Below are 18,249 nucleotides of genomic sequence, written 5' to 3'. Positions count from 1 at the left end.
CCGCTGTCGGGGAGCAGCGGGTAAATTCGTCCGGAGAGACAGTCAATCGACGGCGGGTTCCCGTCCACGGTTCTCGGCCGTGATTCGGGCGTACCGCTGCGGAAGGATCATCAGTGCAGGAACACTCAGCCCCCGCGAAGTACGAGATCGGACCCGGTGAGACGTGTCTCACGGCGTTGATCGACCTGGTGAAGGTGCGTCCGTACGGGGTGATGTTCACCCGGCCGCAGAACTTCGAGTGGGTCAGTGTCACCGCGAAGGAGTTCCTGGACGAGGTCTACGAGGTCGCCAAGGGATTCATCGCGAACGGTGTGAAGCAGGGGGACCGCATCGCACTGCTCAGCGACACCCGCTACGAGTGGGCGTTGCTGGACTTCGCGATCTGGGCGGCCGGTGCGGTGAGCGTTCCGATCTACGGTTCGTCGTCGCTGAGCCAGGTCCAGTGGATCATCGAGGACTCCGGGGCGGTATTCGCCGTGACCGAGACCCGCGAGCACACCGAGCTTATGCGGCATCTGGAACTCGGGCCGGACGGTTCGCCGTCCCTGAAGGGATCGACCTCCCGGTTGCGGCGGATCCTGGAGATCAACGCCTCGGCGATCAACACCCTGAAGTTCGAGGGGCGTCCGATCGAGGACGCCGCGGTCGAGGAGCGGATCGCCGCCACGAAGTCGGCGGATCTCGCGTCACTGGTCTACACCTCGGGTACGACGGGGCGTCCCAAGGGATGCCGGCTGACGCACCGCAACTGGCTGTCGGAGGCCCGCGCCCTGATGACGCATCCGGTGGGTGCGATCGCGGTGCCCGGGACCCGGGTACTGACGTTCCTTCCGCTCGCGCACGTGTTCTCCCGCGCGGTGAGCCTCGCGATCACGATCTCCGGGGCGACCCAGTCGCACTGGTCCGATTTCTCGACGCTTTCGGTCGAGTTCCAGCGGGCGCGTCCGAACCTGATTCTCGGCGTTCCGCGGGTGTTCGAGAAGGTGCGCAACGGTGCCGCCGCGAACGCCCAGGACAACGGTCCCGTCCAGGGGGCCATGTTCCTCAAGGCGGAGAAGGTCGCGCAGGACTACTCCAAGGCGCTGGACACTGAGGAAGGCCCCTCGCGGGCACTGCGTCTGAAGCACAAGGCGTTCGACAAGCTCGTCTACTCGAAGATCCGCGAGGCGATGGGGGCGAGCGTGAAGTACTGCATCTCCGGCGGGTCGGCGATGACCCCGGATCTGGCGCACTTCTTCCGCGGGATCGGGGTGACGGTCTACGAGGGCTACGGCCTGACCGAGACCACCGCCGCCGTGGCGGTGAACTTCGAGGACAACGTCATCGGCTCGGTCGGCCGCCCGATCGGCGGCATGGCGGTCCGGGTCAATGAGGAGGGGGAGATTCTCGTCAAGGGCGAGATGGTCTTCGACGGCTACTGGCACAACGACGAAGCCACCGAGGAGTCCGTCGACGACGGCTGGTTCAACACGGGTGACCTGGGGGAGCTGCTCGAGTCCGGGCACCTGGTGATCACCGGCCGCAAGAAGGATCTCATCGTCACCGCGAGCGGCAAGAACGTCTCGCCCGGCCCGATGGAGGACCGCCTGCGCAGCCACCCGCTGATCAGTCAGGCCCTCGTCGTCGGCGACGGCAAGCCGTTCGTCGGTGTGCTTATCGCACTCGACGAGGAGGCGTTCCGTCGGTGGAAGCTGACGCGTAACTTCCCTGAGTCGAAGTCGGTGGCGGACATGGTGACCGACCCGGTGCTGCGCGCGGAGATCCAGGACGCCATCAACGACTGCAACTCGACGGTGAGCCACGCCGAGGCGATCAAGAAGTTCTACATCCTGGACCGGGATCTGTCCGAGGAGGAGAACGAGCTGACGCCGACGATGAAGATCAAGCGCAACGTCGTGGCGCAGCGTTTCAACGAGGAGATCCGTCAGCTGTACAAGCGCTAGGAACCGCCGGGATGGAGCAACCCCCCGAAATCACACCCGTCACACCAGTAACATTGGTGTGGCGGGCGTGTCGTCGGCGGGGCACCCACACCAGACCGAAGAATGCGCTTAGAGTTCTGTAACCGGAGCACCCGCCACGCGCGGAGGCCCGCCGATCTTGACCGACCCTCCCGATTTTCCGGGCAGACCCACCGAGGAGCAGCCTTGCCACAGTCTGACGCCCTGCTGCGCCACCGTGAGCTGACCCAGGAGGTCTACAACATCGGCGACGAGGTCGCGGAATACATCGAGCACCTCGCCCAGGCGATCGCGGACTACGACGAGGAACTCGTCGTCGACTGCCATGCGGAACTGGAACTCATCATCGACGAGGCCCGCACGGACTCCAGGCGCACGGTCGCCGAACTCATCGGCCTCCGCCAGGCACTCACCTCCGGGATCCGTTCCGGTTCTGTCAGTGTCCGCGGCGCGGTCGCCCGGACACCGGAGGTTGAACGCCCCGAACTCCTCGACGCCACCGCCCTGACCACCATCCATCCACTGTCCGGGACGCCGGTCATCGTCCGGGAGCTCGGTGAATCGCTGTGCTCCCGCACCCGGGACGTCGTCGCGCAGCTCGGGGACATCGTCGAGTGGGTGCTCGACCAGACCGCCGTCGCGGCCGATGACCTGGATGCCGTCAGTCTGCCCCTGATGTTCGCCCACACCCGGACCCTCGTCAACGCCGCAGCCGACGGTTGGCTCACCACCGTCGCCCGCCAGCACCCCGCATACTGCCGGACCATGCGCGGCAGCAACCCCCCGACGTTCCTGCTGGAGCGCGCCCGTGTCGACGCCGTCGTCGCCAGGGTCGCACGCAAACTCGCGCGGAACCGGGGCGCACACGGCGGTGGCTTCGCCTCGTGAGCGGAGTTGACCCGGAGGTGCCCTTCGGGGTGTACGTCCACGTACCCTTCTGCGCCAGCCGGTGCGGGTACTGCGACTTCAACACCTACACCCCCGGCGAACTCGGCACCGGTGCCGACCCGGAGAGCTACCTCGCCGCCCTCGACATCGAGCTCCGGCTCGCCGCACGGCGGATGGACCGCGACGGGGTCCTCCGCCCCGCGGAGACCGTGTTCGTCGGCGGTGGTACCCCGTCCATGCTGGGGGCCGACGGTCTGACCCGACTCCTCGACGGCGTCCGGAACCACATCGGCCTGGGGCCGGGGGCGGAGATCACCACCGAATCCAACCCGGAATCCACCTCGCCGGAGTTCTTCGACCGTTTGCGCACCGCGGGATTCACCCGCATCTCGCTGGGCATGCAGTCCGTGGCGGGCAACGTGCTGGCCGTCCTCGAACGTCGTCACACCCCGGGCCGCCCCATCGCCGCGGCGCGTGAGGCCCGGGCCGCAGGCTTCGAGCACGTCAACCTCGACATGATCTACGGCACCCCCACCGAGACAGATGACGACATGCGCGCCACCCTCGACGCCGTCCTGTCAGCCGAGGTCGACCACGTCTCCGCCTACTCGCTGATCGTCGAGGACGGCACCGCCATGGCCCGCAAGGTGAACAAGGGGCTGCTGCCCGCGCCCGACGAGGATGTGCTCGCCGACCGCTACCAGCTCATCGACCACACCCTGCGTGGTGCCGGATTCGACTGGTACGAGGTCTCCAACTGGGCCCGCCCCGGTGGGGAATGCCGACACAACATCGGCTACTGGCGCGACGGCGACTGGTGGGGCGCCGGCCCCGGCGCCCACTCCCACCTGGGCGGGGTCCGTTTCTTCAACGTCAAACACCCACGTACCTACGCTGCCGCGTGCGCCCGTGGGGAGCTTCCGGTGAAGGACTCGGAGCAACTGTCCGACGCTGACCGGCACACCGAGAAACTCATGCTCGGTCTCCGCCTGCGCGACGGTGTCGCCGAGGCCGATCTGCGTCCCGGTTCCGAGCGGGTGATCGCCGGTTACGTCGACTCCGGTCTGCTGCGCTGGATCGACCGCGGGCCCGGGCCCCGCAGTCTGGCTCTCACCGATTCCGGGAGACTGCTCGCCGACGGCATCATCGCGGACATCCTCGTCGCCGAGGACTGAACCACCCGGGTCAACCGCTCCGCGATCACTCGTGGCGCAACGCCTCGATGGGGTTGAGCCGGGCGGCACGGGCCGCGGGGTAGAACCCGAAGAAGCCACCGATAGCCACCGAGAACCCCAGCGAGAACAGCACGCCCGCGACGGGCGGGAACACCAGCGTGCCCATGAGCTTCGCACCCGTCACACCGAGCGCCGTACCGAGCAACACACCGATCACGCCGCCGAACAGGCAGATGATCATGGCCTCCACCAGGAACTGCATCCGGATGTCGCGGTTCCGGGCCCCGAGGGCCTTCCGGATACCGATCTCCCTGGTCCGTTCGGTGACCGTGACCAGCATGATGTTCATGACGCCGATACCACCGACGAGCAGGGAGATGCCGGCGATGACGGACAGCCCGATGCTCAGGGAGTCGATGACCTGGCGGAAGGAGTCGATGTCCTTCTTCATGTCGGTGACCTTCGCCGTGAAGTCCGGGTCCGTCGCGTACTCGGCGGCGGCGAACTCCGACAGCTCCCTGCGGAAGGACTCCTCGTCGATCCCGGAGACCGGACGCACCGACACCCGGCTCCACATGCCGGAGTCACCACCCAGCCGATCCTCCACGGACCAGGGGATGTAGATCACCGGTGAGTCACTTCCACCGGCACCGAACAGCCCGCCACCGGACGCTCTGCCGGTGACGCCGACGATCGTCAGTGAGATGATCCGACCGTTGGTGGTCTCGACGTCGACGGATTTTCCGGGCACCCCGGCCGTGTCCCCGGCGAACAGCGCCGTGACGAGCTCCGGTGAGACCACCGCGACGGGCCGGGCGCCGGTGACGTCGTCGTCCGTGATGGACCGTCCCGCGGTGACCCCGGCCGTTTTCATGGTGATGAAATCGGGGTTGACCCCGTTGATCCGGGCGCGTTTCGACGTCTCGGGGTGTCCGGTGGGACTGACGGTCCCGGAGTGCTCGGAGCCCTCACCGATCGGGATCCCGGCGAGTCGACCGGAGAACCTGGTCCGCAGGCGGTCGAGGAGTTCGGGGGTGAGTTTCGACGCGTTGGGGACCGGGGTGGGGGAGAGCAGCGGATCACCGTCCTCGGCGGTCCGTGACTCCACCTGCAGTGAGTAGTCGTTCGCCCCGGAATCCGCGAGGCTCTTCACCAGCTGCGTCTTCAGCGACGAACCGAGGGTCAGGACGATGATGACCGAGGTGATGCCGATGATCACGCCCAGGAGGGTGAGCAGCGCCCGCAGCTTGTTGCCGGCGATGCTGCCGACCGCGAGGCGGAGGGCTTCGTTGAAGTTCACTGGAGCAGGTCCCCTTCGGAGATGCGGCCGTCGCGCATGGTGACCACGCGGGTGGTCTCCGCGGCGAGTTCGGGATTGTGGGTGATGAACACGATGGTCTTGCCCTGGTTCCGGTTCAGGTCGTGGAACATGTCCATGACCAGGCGCCCGGTGTGCGAGTCCAGGGCGCCGGTCGGCTCGTCGGCGAGAATGAACTCCGGATCGTTGGCCAGGGCGCGGGCGATCGCGACACGCTGTTTCTGCCCGCCCGACAGTTCATTCGGGCGGTGGTCCATGCGCTCGCCCATGCCGACCATCTCCAGGAGCTCGGCCGCCCGCTCCGTACGCTCCGCACGGGGCACGCCGGCGTACATCATCGGCATCTCGACGTTGCGCCGCGCGCTGATCCGGCCGATGAGGTTGAAGTTCTGGAACACGAACCCGATCGACCTGCTGCGGTGCTCCGACAGGGCATCGCTGTCCAGGCTCTGCGTGTCGACGCCGGCGAGACTGTAGCTGCCGGACGTGGGCCGGTCGAGCAGCCCGATGATGTTCATCAGCGTCGACTTGCCCGAACCCGATGCCCCCACCACGGAGACGAACTCGCCGTGCTCCACGGTGAAGTCGCACCCCGGGAGCACCGTCAGTTCCCCCTCGGTGCCGATGTTGTACGTCTTGACGATGTCCCGCATCTCCACCAGCGGACTCATGCCGCTTCCCCGAGGGTCACCGTGGTGCCCAGCAGATCCCGCCGGGTCGAGCCCTGGCTGATCACCGTCTCGCCCTTCTTCAGCTCGCCACCGGTGACGGCGACGGTGACGTCCCCCTCGGTGCCGGTCTCCACGCGACGCTCCTCCACGGTCCCCCTCGATCCCGGGCCCTCTGCTCCGGCGACCACGAGAACCGCCTTCGTGCCGTCGTTCCGCTCGAACACGGCCTCCCGCGGCACCGCGAGGCCACCCTTGTCCGCGGCCAGTACGATCCGGGCACGGGCGCTGCCGCCGATCCGGAGATCCTTCGTGTCCCCGTCGATCGTGATTTCCACCGGGAAGGTCGGACGCTGCGCACCGGAGGACTGGGCGGCGGCCGCCCCCGCCGCACCCTGCTGCTGGGCGGCCGGACCACCTGCGGTGACGCCGGCGACGGGGGACACCCGCGAAACCTTTCCGTGGAACGTCTTTCCGCCGGTGGCGGCGGTCGTGAATGTGACGTCGGCACCGGGCTTCAGACCAGCGACATCGACCTCCGGTACCTCGGTGCGCAGGATCATCCCGGAATCGTCCGCGAGCGTGACCACGGAGCCGGCGACGGGTCGGCCGATCTCGGAGCCCACGGTCACCACCACACCGGTGAACGGCGCGCGGATCTCACTGGCGTTGATGTCCCGGGTGAGATGGTCGGTGCCTCTGCCGACCGACTGCCGTGCCACATCGGCGGCGCGCCGGGCCTGTTCCACACCACTGGCCAGGGAATCCAGCTGCTGCCGGGCCGTCAGCTTCGCCGACTCGACGGACACGGCGGCCTCCTTTTTGGCCTCGAAAGTCGAGGCGACCTGCCGCTGGGCCTCCGCCAGGTCACGGTCCACCGACTGGAGTGCGGTCGTGTAGGCCTCCTGCCGGTTTCTCAGGTCCTTCACCGAGTTCTGCAGTGCCGTCGCCGCCTCCACCGTGCCGATGTGGGTGGTCACCGACTGCTGGACACCGTCTACGGACGGCTCCGTCTGCAGTGCCGCGGCCGCGGACGCCACCCCGGAACGCGCGAGATTGATCTCACCGTTGAGCACCTGGTTGCGGGCCTGTTCGAGGGCACGCTCCTGTTCCACCAGGCGCGGATCCCTGCCGGTGGCCGCATCGGACTTCTTCGTCTCGAATGCGCGGATAGCGTCCTCGTGCGCGGCCGTCGCCGTCCGGAGTGCCGCCTGGGCGGTGTTCACCTCGGGGTTCAGCGACTGATCCAGGCTCTCCTTGTACTGGCGGTGCTTCTGCTCCGCCTGTTCCAGCGAATTGAGTTCCGAGGTCAGCGTCGTGGCCTGCTGGGATTTCTGGTTCTCGAGTTCCCTTTGCACGGAGGAGACGTCGACCGTCGCCAGCAGCTGGCCCTCCTCGACCCGGTCCCCGGCGGTCACCGACAGTGAGGTGAGCGGGCCGGTGAGTGCAGTGGTGACGGCCTCCGTCCTCGCGGCCGCCACCGTCGCACTGGTCTGCACCGCGCGGCTGACGTCCTCGACATTGGCGGTCCGGTACTCGTGTGCCGCCAGGACCGTGCCGTCGCCGGCGCCGGCACAACCGGCGGCGGCCAGACACAACGCTGCGGCCGCGCCGGTGAACAGGCGGCGTTGGCGGGTGAAGTGGAGAACGGACTGAAGTAACATCTGGAACCAGGGCCTTTCGGTCTTTCGGGTACAGCGACCCACACAGGTCGACTTCGGTGTCACGCTAGGGGGTGTTCCCGGGACGATCCCGGGAGAAGCCTGGGGGAAAGCTGTGCGCCTGTACCGGGCCCTATACTGGGAAGGTCAGAGGAAGATGACCGGTGGCGTGCCCCCGTGGGCACGGGCGAAAAACCACCGGGGAGAGGAGCGGACATGGCCGGATCCACCGACCAGCGGCGCGCCGAGGTACTCCGCGCCATCGTCGCCGACTACATCGCCTCCCACGAACCCGTCGGCTCCAAGGCACTGGTCGAACGTCACCGGCTCGGGGTCAGCTCCGCCACCATCCGCAACGACATGGCCGTCCTCGAATCCGAGGGCTACATCGTGCAGCAGCACGCCAGCTCCGGACGGATCCCCACCGAGAAGGGCTACCGTCTCTTCGTCGATTCCCTCCACGAGGTCAAGCCTCTTTCCCCGGTTGAGCGGCGTGCGATCCAGAGCTTCCTCGAGGACGGGGTCGACCTGGAGGACGTGCTGCGCCGCGGCGTCCAGCTGCTCAGCCAGCTCACCCGGCAGGCCGCCGTCGCACAGCTGCCGACCCTGAACGTCTCCCGGGTCCGTCACTGTGAGGTCGTGCAGCTCACCCCCTCCCGGATCCTGCTCGTCCTGATCACCGACACCGGCCGGGTCGACCAGCGCAACGTCGACACCGACATTGAGCTGACCGCCGACCAGGTCGCCCGACTCCGGGACGTCCTCAACCAGGCGCTGGTGTGCAAGACGCTGAGTGACGCGTCGGTCTCGATGGCGGATCTCGCGGCGAACGCCCCTTCCGACATCCGGACCGCGGTGATCCGGGCGTCCACCACGCTGATCGAGACCCTCGTCGAGGCGCCCAGCGAGCGGATGGTTCTCGCTGGTGCGTCCAACCTCTCCCGCGTGACCGGGGATTTCCCCGCCGGGCTGCCCACGGTCCTCGACGCCCTGGAAGAGCAGGTCGTCGTGCTCCGGCTGCTGTCCGGCGTGACGGCGCACGGTGCGGTGCACGTGAGCATCGGTGAGGAGAACCAGGACGATCAACTTCGTGGCGCCTCCATCGTCAGCACCGGCTACGGCGCGACCGGAGCCACCTTCGGAGGGATGGGGGTCGTCGGTCCCACCTACATGGATTATCCGGGCACCATCGCCAAGGTGCAGGCGGTCGCCCGCTACGTCTCCCGGGTGCTCGGCGGCAACTGACTGCGGAAAACACCCCGAACCGGGTCCGTCAACAGCCCGTCCGGCGCCCCTGTGCCTCCCGCAGGAGGCCGCCCATCCCGCATTTTGCCCGCAGGCGAACGACACTCCGTGCGTCGTCCGGAGGTCTCGAGTCGGGGAGGGGCCCGGGGCCGTGGGGAATGCCCGTCCTGCTCAGCGCACCCGCGGTTTCCTGCCCGGTGTCGACTTCCTGCCCTTCCGGGCGTTGATGTTGTCCGTGGCGAACTGCACCCAGACGGACCAGCAGATGAGCACCACCAGGAGCAGTACAGTCCAAGCGGTGGGCCCGGACAGTGCGAACAGCAGTGCCAGGGACATGAGTGCCAGCGAGACGTAGAAGTGTCGGGCGTCGTGCATGTCAGCTACCTCCGGGTGGTCGGACTCATGTGTCGGATACGGGAACTGTGTCCGCGTTCACATCGTGTCCGCGATTGTAGCGGCGCCCGCGTGACCGGACGAGTGCCTGTGTCCGCCGCGCCCACCGCAGGAAGCGGTCCAGATACCGGGAACCCGGTACCCGCTTGGGGGAAGCGCCGGACGCTCACTACTATGGAGGGAATGCGGGGGCTGTCCCCGCTCCCGAACACGCACCCAAGACCCTCATTCCGGCCGCGATTCGGTCGGTGACAGAAGGAAGTATCAGACAACGTGGCTCGTGACTACTACGGCATTCTGGGCGTCGACCGTTCCGCATCGGACTCGGAGATCAAGAAGGCCTACCGCAAGCTCGCCCGCAAGTACCACCCGGACGTCAATCCGGGTGAGGAGGCCGCGGAGAAGTTCCGGGAAGTGTCCCTCGCCTACGAGATCCTGACGGACCCGGAGAAGCGCCGCATCGTCGACCTCGGTGGTGACCCCGCCGAGCAGGGTGGCGGTGGCGGCGGCTACGGTGGCGGCTTCGGTGGCGGCGGCTTCGGCGACATCTTCGACGCCTTCTTCGGCGGTGGCGGCGGCGGTCGCGGCCCCCGGTCCCGCGTTCAACCCGGTGCCGATGCACTCCTGCGTACCCGGATCACCCTCGAGGAGGCTTTCGTCGGCGTCCGGAAGGAGATCACCGTCGACACCGCGGTGCTCTGTGAGGAGTGCTCAGGTTCCGGCTCCGCGTCAGGGGCCAAGCCCGTGCCGTGTCAGACGTGCTCCGGTACCGGTGAGCTGCAGGAGATGCAGCGCAGCTTCCTCGGGAACGTGATGACCTCCCGCCCCTGCCCGAGCTGCCAGGGGACGGGCGACGTCATCCAGGACCCCTGCAACCGGTGTCACGGGGAGGGGCGCTGCAAGGCGCGCCGTGATCTCGTCGTCACCGTGCCCGCGGGTATCGACGACGGCATGCGCATCCGGATGGCCGGCCAGGGGGAGGTCGGCCCCGGTGGTGGTCCCGCCGGTGACCTCTACGTCGAGATCTCCGTGCAGCGGCACCCCGTGTTCAGCCGGGACGGTGACGATCTCCACCTCACCGTCCGGGTACCGATGGTCGACGCCGCCCTCGGAACGGAGGTCCGTACGGAAACCCTCACCGGTGAGTCGCTGACCATCACCCTGCCCGCCGGTTCCCAGCCCGGTGACCGGATCCGGCTCGCCGGATCCGGCATGCCACGGCTGCGCGCCGAGGGGGCCGGCGATCTCGTCGCCCACCTCGATGTCTTCGTTCCCCGTGAACTGGATGACCGCTCCCGCACCCTCCTCGAGAAGCTCCGCGACCACCGGGACGATTCAGCCCAGGTCAACCGCGAGGGCGACGGTCAGGAGACCCTGTTCAGTCGGCTCCGCAACCGATTCCGGCGATGACCCTCCCCGTATTCCTCGCCGATCTCGACGCCGTGCTTACGGGCGGGGACCCGGCTCCACTGCCCGGTCCCGGGGAAACGGTCACCGTCACCGGTCCCGAAGCCCGACACGCAGTCAGCGTGCGACGCCTCGGCAGTGGCGATGAGCTCGTCCTGGCTGACGGCCGTGGCAGCGCCGTGCGGTGCACCGTGCGGGAGACCGCGGGCAGGGACACCATGATCCTCACCGTCGAGGAGACGCTGGCGCCCACGGTGCGCAACCCCCGGGTCACCGTCGTCCAGGCGATCCCGAAATCCGACCGCGCCGAACTGGCCGTCGACCTGGCGTGCCAGGGCGGTGCGGACGCCATCATCCCCTGGCAGGCCGAGCGCTGCATCGCGCGCTGGACGGGAGCCAAACGCGACAAGGCACTCGGCAAGTGGCGCTCCGCCGCCGTGGCCGCGGCCAAGCAGTCCCGGCGCACCGATGTCCCGCGGATCCCGGGCCTGGCCGATGGCGGTGACGTGGAGAAGCTCATCCGGGACACCGTCGCGGCCGGCGGGGAAGCTGTCCTGCTGCACGAGGAATCAGCGGTGGCGTTCAGGACCGTCAACTGGTCTGACGCCGGTTCTGTGGTCCTCGTCATCGGCCCCGAGGGCGGCATCTCCCCGGCGGAGGTGGAGCGCTTCACCGCCGCAGGTGCGACTCCGGTCCGGCTGAGCCCGGAGGTTCTGCGCACCGCGACCGCGGCCCTGTCCGCGCTCGCCGCGATCGGGGTGTCCAGCTCCCGCTGGTAAGGTCCACCATGAGTCCGCCGGTCACGGCACCGGCCTCCCAGATCCACCGAACATCTTCCCGAAAGTAGGCGAAGCCCCGCACGTGGCCATCTACAACACCGACCAGAGTGTCTCCGAGACCTTCGACATCGACCCGGCGCTCGTGCAGAGCGTGCTCGGTACCACCGACGGAAACCTGAAGACGCTGGAGAAGTACGTCGACTGCGACATCTTCGTCCGCGGAAACACGGTCACCCTGACCGGCCCGGCCCACGAGGTGTCCCGCGCCCGCCGGGTGCTCGACGAACTGCAGGCCACCGCCCGCCGGGGCGGGCACATCAGTCCCACCGCCGTGAAGCACGCCGTAAACCTCATCACCAGCGAAGCGCCGCAGTCCGTCGCGAGCGTTCTCGCCAGCGACATCATCGCCCGCCGCGGCAAGGTGATCCGGGCGAAGTCGCTGGGGCAGAAGGAGTACGTCGACGCGATCGACGACAACACCATCGTCTTCGGTCTCGGCCCCGCCGGTTCCGGCAAGACCTACCTCGCCATGGCCAAGGCCGTGCAGGCGCTGCAAACCAAGCAGGTCAGCCGCATCATCCTCACCCGTCCGGCGGTCGAGGCGGGCGAGAAGCTCGGTTTTCTGCCGGGCACCCTCAACGAGAAGATCGACCCCTACCTGCGTCCGCTGCACGATGCGTTGCGCGACATGGTCGAACCCGAGGTGATCCCGAAGCTCATGGAGGCCGGGGTCATCGAGGTCGCGCCCCTGGCCTACATGCGGGGGCGCACACTCAACGACGCGTTCGTCATCCTCGACGAGGCGCAGAACACCACCCCCGCCCAGATGAAGATGTTCCTCACCCGGCTCGGATTCGGGTCGAAGATGGTCGTCACCGGGGACATCACCCAGGTCGACCTGCCCGGTGGACAGCGGTCGGGCCTGCGGCTGGTCCGCCACATCCTCCGGGGCGTCGAGGGCGTGCACTTCTCCGAACTGACGAGTGAGGACGTGGTGAGACACCAGCTGGTCGCCCGCATCGTCGACGCCTACGACGACTGGGAGAACACCGAGACGAAGGGACAGGCTTTCTGATGGGGCCCGAGGTTTTCAACGAGGCCGCCTACGGGGACGTGAACGAGGAGATGCTCATCGACGTCTGCGGCTACGCGCTGTCCCGCATGGACGTGCACCCGCAGGCGGAGTGCTCCCTGCACATCGTCGACCCCGACGTCATCGCTGAACTTCATGAGCGTTGGCTGGATCTGCCGGGGCCCACCGACGTTATGAGCTTCCCGATGGATGAACTCACCCCCGGTTCAGGGCGTCCCGACGCCGCGGAGCCGGGCCCCGCGATGCTCGGGGACATAGTGCTGTGCCCCGAGTTCGCCGAGGGCCAGGCGACCCGCGCGGGACACAGTCTCGGGCACGAGCTGTCCCTGCTCACCGTCCACGGGGTCCTGCACCTTCTCGGCTACGATCACGTCGAGGCCGATCAGGAGCGGGAGATGTTCGCGCTGCAGAATGAGATCCTGGCCGACTGGTACGACGACCTGGAGTCCCGCGGCGTCCACTACCAGCCGAAGCCCTCGGGACCGGGGGCGTTCCCGACCGCGTCGGACCGGGAGGCTCTCGACCATCTGAATCCGGACGGCACGATCCCCGTGATCGCCGAGCCGGACACGACGGAGAAGAACTGACCGTGAACCCAGTCATACTGGCGCTCGGGGCGGTCGCTGCCCTGGTCACCTCCGGCGCGCTCGGATCAGTCGAATCGGCGGTGTCGTCGATCTCCCGCGCCCGCGTCGAGGAACTCGTCAAGGACGAACGCCCGGGCGCGGGGAAGCTGCTCCAGGTCGTGGACCGCCGGGCCGACCACATAAACCTCCTCGTGCTCCTCCGGACACTGCTCGAGTCGACCGCGGCGGTGTGCACCGGTGCGCTCGCGTTCCAGCTGATCGATTCCCGGGGCTGGGCGCTGGCGGCGGCGATCGCGGTTCTCACCCTCGTCACCTACGTCGTGGTCGGGGTCTACTCCCGCACCATCGGCCGCCAGAACCCGTACACGGTGTCCCTCAAGTCGGCTCTCGTGCTCTCCGTGCTGGCGCACCTGCTCGGGCCGGTGACCAAGGTGCTGATCTGGTTCGGCAACATCCTCGCCCCCGGGGCGGGCTTCCGCGACGGCCCGTTCAACACCGAGGTGGAGCTCCGGGAGATGGTCGACATCGCCCAGGAGCACGGCATCGTGGAGATCGGCGAGCGCCGCATGATCCAGTCGGTGTTCGATCTCGCGTCGACCACCGCCCGCAGTGTCATGGTCCCCCGGCCGGAGATGATCTGGATCGAATCGGACAAGACGGCCGGTCAGGCGACCGCACTGTGCGTGCGCTCCGGGCTCTCCCGCATCCCGGTGGTCGGCGAGAACGTCGACGACATCGTCGGTGTCGTCTACCTCAAGGATCTCGTCCAGAGGACGTACTCGTCGAGCGACAACGGCCGGAGCGTGAGTGTCGAGGACGTCATGCGCCCGGTGACGTTCGTCCCGGACTCCAAGAACCTCGACGATCTGCTCCGGGAGATGCAGCTCAACCGCATCCACATCGCGCTGCTCGTCGACGAGTACGGCGGTATCGCGGGGCTGATCTCCATCGAGGACATCCTCGAGGAGATCGTCGGCGAGATCGCCGACGAGTACGACTCCGAGGAGATCGCCCCCATCGAGCGGCTGGCCCCGGGCCGCTATCGCGTCGTCTCGCGGCTCACTCTCGAGGATCTCACCGATCTCGTCGACGAGGATCTCGACATCGAGTTGGAGTTCGGCGAGGACATCACCGACCAGGTGGAGACCGTCAGCGGGCTCATCGCCTACGATCTCGGCCGGGTGCCGCTGCCCGGCGCCTCGGTGCGCACCTGCGGTCTGGAACTGACTGCAGAGGGGGGCCGGGACCGGCGGGGCAGGATGCGGGTGAAGTCCGTCATCGTCACTGTCCTCGATCCGGTGACCGGCAGCGCCGACGTCCGCTGAGCGTACTCCGCGGTCACGGCGCTCCCACGGGGTACCATGGGAGATCATCCGGAACCGCCCGCCCCACCATACGGGGTGGCCGGAACCAGCAGCATCACCTACCGACAATCCGGGGCCGTCCGGCTCCGTGGAGGACTAGAACAACGTTGACTTCATTCACCGACACCCCCGAGGGTTTCCGCTCCGGTTTCGTCAGCTTCGTGGGGCGGCCCAACACGGGCAAGTCGACCCTGACGAACGCACTGGTGGGCGAGAAGATCGCCATCACCGCCAACCAACCGGAGACAACGCGACACCCGATCCGCGGCATCGTGCACCGTCCCGGTGCCCAGATCATCGTCGTGGACACGCCGGGCCTGCACCGTCCGCGAACGCTGCTGGGGGAGCGGTTGAACGAGATGGTCAAGGAGACCTATTCGGACGTCGACGTCATCGGCATCACCGTGCCGGCCGACGAGAAGATCGGACCCGGTGACCGGTGGATCCTGGACGCGGTGAAGAAGGTCGCCCCGAAGACCACGATCGTCGGGATCGTGACCAAGGTGGACAAGGTCTCCCGGGATTCCGTCGCCGTACAGTTGATGGCACTGCACGAGATGCTCGGCGGTGACTGCGAGGTAATCCCGGTCTCCGCCCAGTCCGGTGAACAGCTCGATGTCCTCGTCGACGTCCTGACCGGTGTGCTCCCGGAGGGGCCGAAGTTCTACCCGGACGATCACGTCACCGATGACGACCGCAACACACGCATGTCGGAACTGATCCGAGAGGCCGCGCTCGCCGGCCTGAAGGACGAGCTGCCGCACTCGGTCGCCGTCGAGATCGACGAGGTCCTACCCAACGAGGAGCGCCCCGACGTCCTCGACATCCACGCGGTCCTCTACGTGGAACGTCCCGGCCAGAAGGACATCATCATCGGCAAGGACGGCCGCCGACTGGGGCGGATCATCCACAACTCCCGCAAGGAGATCATCGAGCTGATCGGCCAGAACATCTACCTCGATCTGCGGATCAAGGTGCTGAAGAACTGGCAGTCGGATCCGAAGGCGCTCGGCCGCCTCGGTTTCTAGGATGCGCGCACCGAGCTTCCGCGACCGGGCGCTCGTGGTGCGGACCCACGACTTCGGGGAGGCCGACCGCGTCGTCGTCCTCCTGACCCGCGGGAACGGCCTGGTTCGCTGTGTCGCGAAAGGGGTACGGCGCACCAGATCCCGGTTCGGGTCCCGCCTCCAACCCTTCGTCGAGCTGGACGTGCAGCTGTACCCGGGGCGGAACCTGCACAGCATCACCGGCGCGGACACCGTGGCCTACCACGGTGCCGGGCTCATCGAGGATTACACCCGCTACACCTGCGCGTGCGCGGTCCTCGAATCCGCCGAACGCCTCGCGGTGGCCGAATCCGGCGATGACCCCTGGCTCTTCGACGCCAGCGCCGCGACGCTGGGCCGTCTGCGCACCGCCCCTGATCCGACGGTCGAACTCGACTCATTCCTGCTCCGCGCGATGGGTCACGCCGGGTGGGCGCCGAGCCTGTTCGACTGCGCGCAGTGTGGCCGTCCCGGCCCCCACCACGCCTTTCACCCCGCGGCCGGGGGAGCGGTGTGCGGAACCTGCAGGCCACCCGGGGCGGCGACGCCCGACGAGGCGGTGCTCCGGCTCATGTGGTGGCTCACCCACGGATCGTGGGCGGCGGTGGATGAGGCGCGGGCCTCCTCCGAGCGGTCCGGTGACGGGATGTTCACCGATTTCGCAGGCCAGGCGCACCAGCTCGTGCGCGCGCATCTCCAGTGGCACCTGGAGCACCGGGTCCGCTCCCTGGATCTGCTCGATCAGGGCTGAACCGAGGGTGGGGCCGGGGTGGTTTCCCGGGACGGGGGCGGGTGGCACAATGGAGCGGTGACTGTGAACACCACTCCGCCCGATATCCCCGCCGAGTTCCTCCCGAAGCACATCGCACTGGTGATGGACGGCAACGGCCGCTGGGCGACGGAACGGGGAATGAAGCGTACCGAGGGTCACCGCAGGGGAGAGGCCGTTCTTCTCGACATCGTGGACGCCTGCATCGCCCTCGGCGTCCCGTACCTGTCCGCGTACGCGTTCTCCACGGAGAACTGGCGGCGTTCCACCGATGAGGTCCGCTTCCTCATGGGCTTCAACCGCGATGTCCTGCGGCGGCAGCGGGACGGTCTGCACGCCAAGGGGGTGCGTGTCCGGTGGGTCGGACGTCGGCCACGCCTGTGGCGTTCGGTGATCCGCGAGCTGGAGGCCGCTGAGGAACTGACGAAGGACAACACGACGATGACGCTCGCGATGTGCGTGAACTACGGCGGCCGCGCGGAGATCATCGACGCCGCCCGGCAGATCGCCGTGGAGGCGGCGGCGGGACGGCTCCGCCCGGACCAGGTCACCGAGGCGACGTTCCCGAACTTCCTCGACGAGCCGGACATGCCCGACGTCGATCTGTTTCTCCGCCCGTCGGGGGAGAAGCGGACGTCGAACTTTCTGCTCTGGCAGTCCGCCTACGCCGAGATGGTCTACCAGGACAAACTCTTCCCCGATTTCACTCCGCGGGATCTCTACGATGCGGTGGTCGAGTACGCCCACCGGGACCGGCGGTTCGGAGGGGTCAGATAGATGACGGAGCACACCGGGAAAACGGTGGTCGGGGAACCTACCCGCGCACAGATCAAGCGGTGGCAGCGCTATCTGGCCAATGAACGGGCGGAGGCCGCGGTCTACCGCGAGCTCGCCCTGCACAAGACCGGCGAGGAGCGAGACATCCTCCTCTGCCTGGCGGACGCCGAGGCGCGGCACGAGGAACACTGGCGCACGCTGCTGGGCAATCACGTCGGCATGCCGCGGCGCCCCGACTACTCCACCCTGCTTATGGGTTTCCTCGCGCGTCGCTTCGGCAGCGTGTTCACCCTCGCCCTCATGCAGTCCGCCGAGCAGCGCACCCCGTACCTCGACGACGAGGACGCCACGGACCAGATGACCGCCGACGAGTGCATCCACGCCGAGGTCGTGCGGGGCCTGGCCGCGCGTGGACGGGAACAGATCTCCGGCAACTTCCGGGCCGCCGTGTTCGGGATGAACGACGGCCTGGTCAGCAATCTCGCGCTCGTCCTCGGCGTCGTGGGGGCCGTGACGAGCAACGGCGTGATCGTGATGACCGGGTTGACGGGCCTGCTCGCCGGGGCACTGTCCATGGCGGCCGGAGAGTACATCTCGGTGTCCTCGCAGCGGGACCTCCTCGAGGCCTCGACCGCCGATCCGATGGCCTCCGCGCAGTTGCCGCAGCTGGACGTGAACGCCAATGAACTCGAGCTGGTCTACCGTGCGCGCGGCATGAGCGGCGGGGAGGCGAAGGCGAAGGCCGCGGCGGTGTTCGCCGGTATCCGGGCGAACCGCCCCGTGGAACGGGAGGCGATCTCCACGGTGCCGGTCGGTGCCGCGCCCACCGATCCGGAGGTCGTGGGGTCCGGGACGTCCGCCGCGGTGCACAGTTTCCTGTTCTTCGCCTCCGGCGCCCTGATCCCGTGCGTGCCGTTCTTCTTCGGGCTGTCCACCCTGACGGCCGCGGTGATCTCCTGCGTTCTCGTCGGGATCGCCCTACTGTGCACCGGTTCCATCGTCGGCCTGCTGTCCGGGGTGCCGCCCATCCGTAAGGCAGTGGTTCAACTTGGTGTCGGCCTCGGTGCCGCGGCGGTCACGTTCGGCCTGGGCAACGTGCTCGGCGTCGTGGTCTGAGC

At 67.9% G+C, this 18,249-nt stretch carries 17 protein-coding genes; 13 read left to right on the top strand and 4 right to left on the bottom strand.

Translation table 11 applies throughout. The annotated features are described in order from the left end of the window. Positions 1-113: 113 nt before the first annotated feature. The 3 genes from JDV75_RS06535 (at position 114) to hemW (ending at position 4,024) form a co-directional block, all read left to right on the top strand. Positions 114-1,943 (top strand): AMP-binding protein, encoded by a 1,830-nt coding sequence (locus JDV75_RS06535; RefSeq protein WP_198738400.1) that lies wholly within the window; start codon positions 114-116, stop codon positions 1,941-1,943. A 204-nt stretch (positions 1,944-2,147) separates the two neighbouring features. After that, the gene (locus JDV75_RS06530) at positions 2,148-2,849 is read left to right on the top strand and encodes a hypothetical protein (protein ID WP_198738399.1); all 702 of its coding nucleotides are present in this window, start codon (positions 2,148-2,150) and stop codon (positions 2,847-2,849) included. Beyond that, entirely contained in the window at positions 2,846-4,024 is a 1,179-nt protein-coding gene (gene hemW / locus JDV75_RS06525) for a radical SAM family heme chaperone HemW (protein WP_198738398.1), read from the top strand. The genes JDV75_RS06530 and hemW overlap by 4 nt, the downstream gene beginning before the upstream one ends. 25 nt (positions 4,025-4,049) lie before the next feature. On the opposite strand, the gene JDV75_RS06520 is transcribed toward hemW, so the two are convergent. From JDV75_RS06520 to JDV75_RS06510, 3 genes are read right to left on the bottom strand one after another with little or no spacing between them, the layout of a single operon-like run. Continuing rightward, positions 4,050-5,324: an ABC transporter permease gene (locus JDV75_RS06520; protein WP_198738397.1), complete on the bottom strand. Its 1,275-nt coding sequence runs from the start codon at positions 5,322-5,324 to the stop codon at positions 4,050-4,052. Continuing rightward, the gene (locus tag JDV75_RS06515) at positions 5,321-6,013 is read right to left on the bottom strand and encodes an ABC transporter ATP-binding protein (RefSeq protein ID WP_232958190.1); all 693 of its coding nucleotides are present in this window, start codon (positions 6,011-6,013) and stop codon (positions 5,321-5,323) included. Before JDV75_RS06515 ends, JDV75_RS06520 begins: the two co-directional genes overlap by 4 nt. Continuing rightward, positions 6,010-7,674 carry an efflux RND transporter periplasmic adaptor subunit gene (locus JDV75_RS06510; RefSeq protein WP_198738396.1) on the bottom strand — a complete coding sequence of 555 codons (1,665 nt, stop codon included), beginning with the start codon at positions 7,672-7,674 and terminating at the stop codon, positions 6,010-6,012. Before JDV75_RS06510 ends, JDV75_RS06515 begins: the two co-directional genes overlap by 4 nt. 213 nt (positions 7,675-7,887) lie before the next feature. Between JDV75_RS06510 and hrcA the strand changes: the two genes are divergently transcribed. Continuing rightward, complete coding sequence (gene hrcA / locus JDV75_RS06505) at positions 7,888-8,916, top strand: heat-inducible transcriptional repressor HrcA (RefSeq protein WP_198738395.1); 1,029 nt, start codon at positions 7,888-7,890, stop codon at positions 8,914-8,916. A gap of 171 nt (positions 8,917-9,087) precedes the next feature. Here hrcA and JDV75_RS06500 read toward each other — a convergent pair whose 3' ends face one another. Beyond that, positions 9,088-9,291 carry a hypothetical protein gene (locus tag JDV75_RS06500; protein ID WP_198738394.1) on the bottom strand — a complete coding sequence of 68 codons (204 nt, stop codon included), beginning with the start codon at positions 9,289-9,291 and terminating at the stop codon, positions 9,088-9,090. A gap of 291 nt (positions 9,292-9,582) precedes the next feature. On the opposite strand from JDV75_RS06500, the gene dnaJ reads away from it, so the two are divergent. The 9 genes from dnaJ (at position 9,583) to JDV75_RS06455 (ending at position 18,247) form a co-directional block, all read left to right on the top strand. Continuing rightward, positions 9,583-10,719, top strand: a complete 1,137-nt coding sequence (gene dnaJ, locus JDV75_RS06495; RefSeq protein WP_198738393.1) for a molecular chaperone DnaJ — start codon at positions 9,583-9,585, stop codon at positions 10,717-10,719. Further along, positions 10,716-11,495: a 16S rRNA (uracil(1498)-N(3))-methyltransferase gene (locus JDV75_RS06490; RefSeq protein ID WP_198738392.1), complete on the top strand. Its 780-nt coding sequence runs from the start codon at positions 10,716-10,718 to the stop codon at positions 11,493-11,495. The genes dnaJ and JDV75_RS06490 overlap by 4 nt, the downstream gene beginning before the upstream one ends. 88 nt (positions 11,496-11,583) lie before the next feature. After that, complete coding sequence (locus JDV75_RS06485; RefSeq protein WP_248095744.1) at positions 11,584-12,570, top strand: PhoH family protein; 987 nt, start codon at positions 11,584-11,586, stop codon at positions 12,568-12,570. After that, positions 12,570-13,175 (top strand): rRNA maturation RNase YbeY, encoded by a 606-nt coding sequence (gene ybeY / locus JDV75_RS06480; RefSeq protein WP_198738390.1) that lies wholly within the window; start codon positions 12,570-12,572, stop codon positions 13,173-13,175. The genes JDV75_RS06485 and ybeY overlap by 1 nt, the downstream gene beginning before the upstream one ends. Before the next feature lie 2 nt (positions 13,176-13,177). Continuing rightward, complete coding sequence (locus JDV75_RS06475) at positions 13,178-14,500, top strand: CNNM domain-containing protein (protein ID WP_198738389.1); 1,323 nt, start codon at positions 13,178-13,180, stop codon at positions 14,498-14,500. A 146-nt stretch (positions 14,501-14,646) separates the two neighbouring features. Further along, the gene (era, locus tag JDV75_RS06470; protein ID WP_198738388.1) at positions 14,647-15,567 is read left to right on the top strand and encodes a GTPase Era; all 921 of its coding nucleotides are present in this window, start codon (positions 14,647-14,649) and stop codon (positions 15,565-15,567) included. A gap of 1 nt (position 15,568) precedes the next feature. Next, the gene (gene recO / locus JDV75_RS06465) at positions 15,569-16,336 is read left to right on the top strand and encodes a DNA repair protein RecO (RefSeq protein WP_198738387.1); all 768 of its coding nucleotides are present in this window, start codon (positions 15,569-15,571) and stop codon (positions 16,334-16,336) included. A 63-nt stretch (positions 16,337-16,399) separates the two neighbouring features. Further along, positions 16,400-17,131 (top strand): isoprenyl transferase, encoded by a 732-nt coding sequence (locus JDV75_RS06460; protein WP_248095393.1) that lies wholly within the window; start codon positions 16,400-16,402, stop codon positions 17,129-17,131. Next, positions 17,132-18,247 (top strand): VIT1/CCC1 transporter family protein, encoded by a 1,116-nt coding sequence (locus JDV75_RS06455; RefSeq protein ID WP_198738385.1) that lies wholly within the window; start codon positions 17,132-17,134, stop codon positions 18,245-18,247. The last annotated feature ends 2 nt before the right edge of the window (positions 18,248-18,249 follow it).

It is taken from the genome of Corynebacterium meridianum, from assembly GCF_016342265.1.
Taxonomy (GTDB): domain Bacteria; phylum Actinomycetota; class Actinomycetes; order Mycobacteriales; family Mycobacteriaceae; genus Corynebacterium; species Corynebacterium meridianum.
This window is presented reverse-complemented; position numbering and strand designations above follow the sequence as displayed.

Excerpts from the sequence above, each read along its gene's own strand:
- JDV75_RS06515 (WP_232958190.1), bottom strand. The coding sequence starts at position 6,013 with ATGAGTCCGCTGGTGGAGATGCGGGACATCGTCAAGACGTACAACATC.
- JDV75_RS06510 (WP_198738396.1), bottom strand. The coding sequence starts at position 7,674 with ATGTTACTTCAGTCCGTTCTCCACTTCACCCGCCAACGCCGCCTGTTC.
- hrcA (WP_198738395.1), top strand. The coding sequence starts at position 7,888 with ATGGCCGGATCCACCGACCAGCGGCGCGCCGAGGTACTCCGCGCCATC.
- JDV75_RS06500 (WP_198738394.1), bottom strand. The coding sequence starts at position 9,291 with ATGCACGACGCCCGACACTTCTACGTCTCGCTGGCACTCATGTCCCTG.
- JDV75_RS06490 (WP_198738392.1), top strand. The coding sequence starts at position 10,716 with ATGACCCTCCCCGTATTCCTCGCCGATCTCGACGCCGTGCTTACGGGC.
- ybeY (WP_198738390.1), top strand. The coding sequence starts at position 12,570 with ATGGGGCCCGAGGTTTTCAACGAGGCCGCCTACGGGGACGTGAACGAG.
- recO (WP_198738387.1), top strand. The coding sequence starts at position 15,569 with ATGCGCGCACCGAGCTTCCGCGACCGGGCGCTCGTGGTGCGGACCCAC.
- JDV75_RS06455 (WP_198738385.1), top strand. The coding sequence starts at position 17,132 with ATGACGGAGCACACCGGGAAAACGGTGGTCGGGGAACCTACCCGCGCA.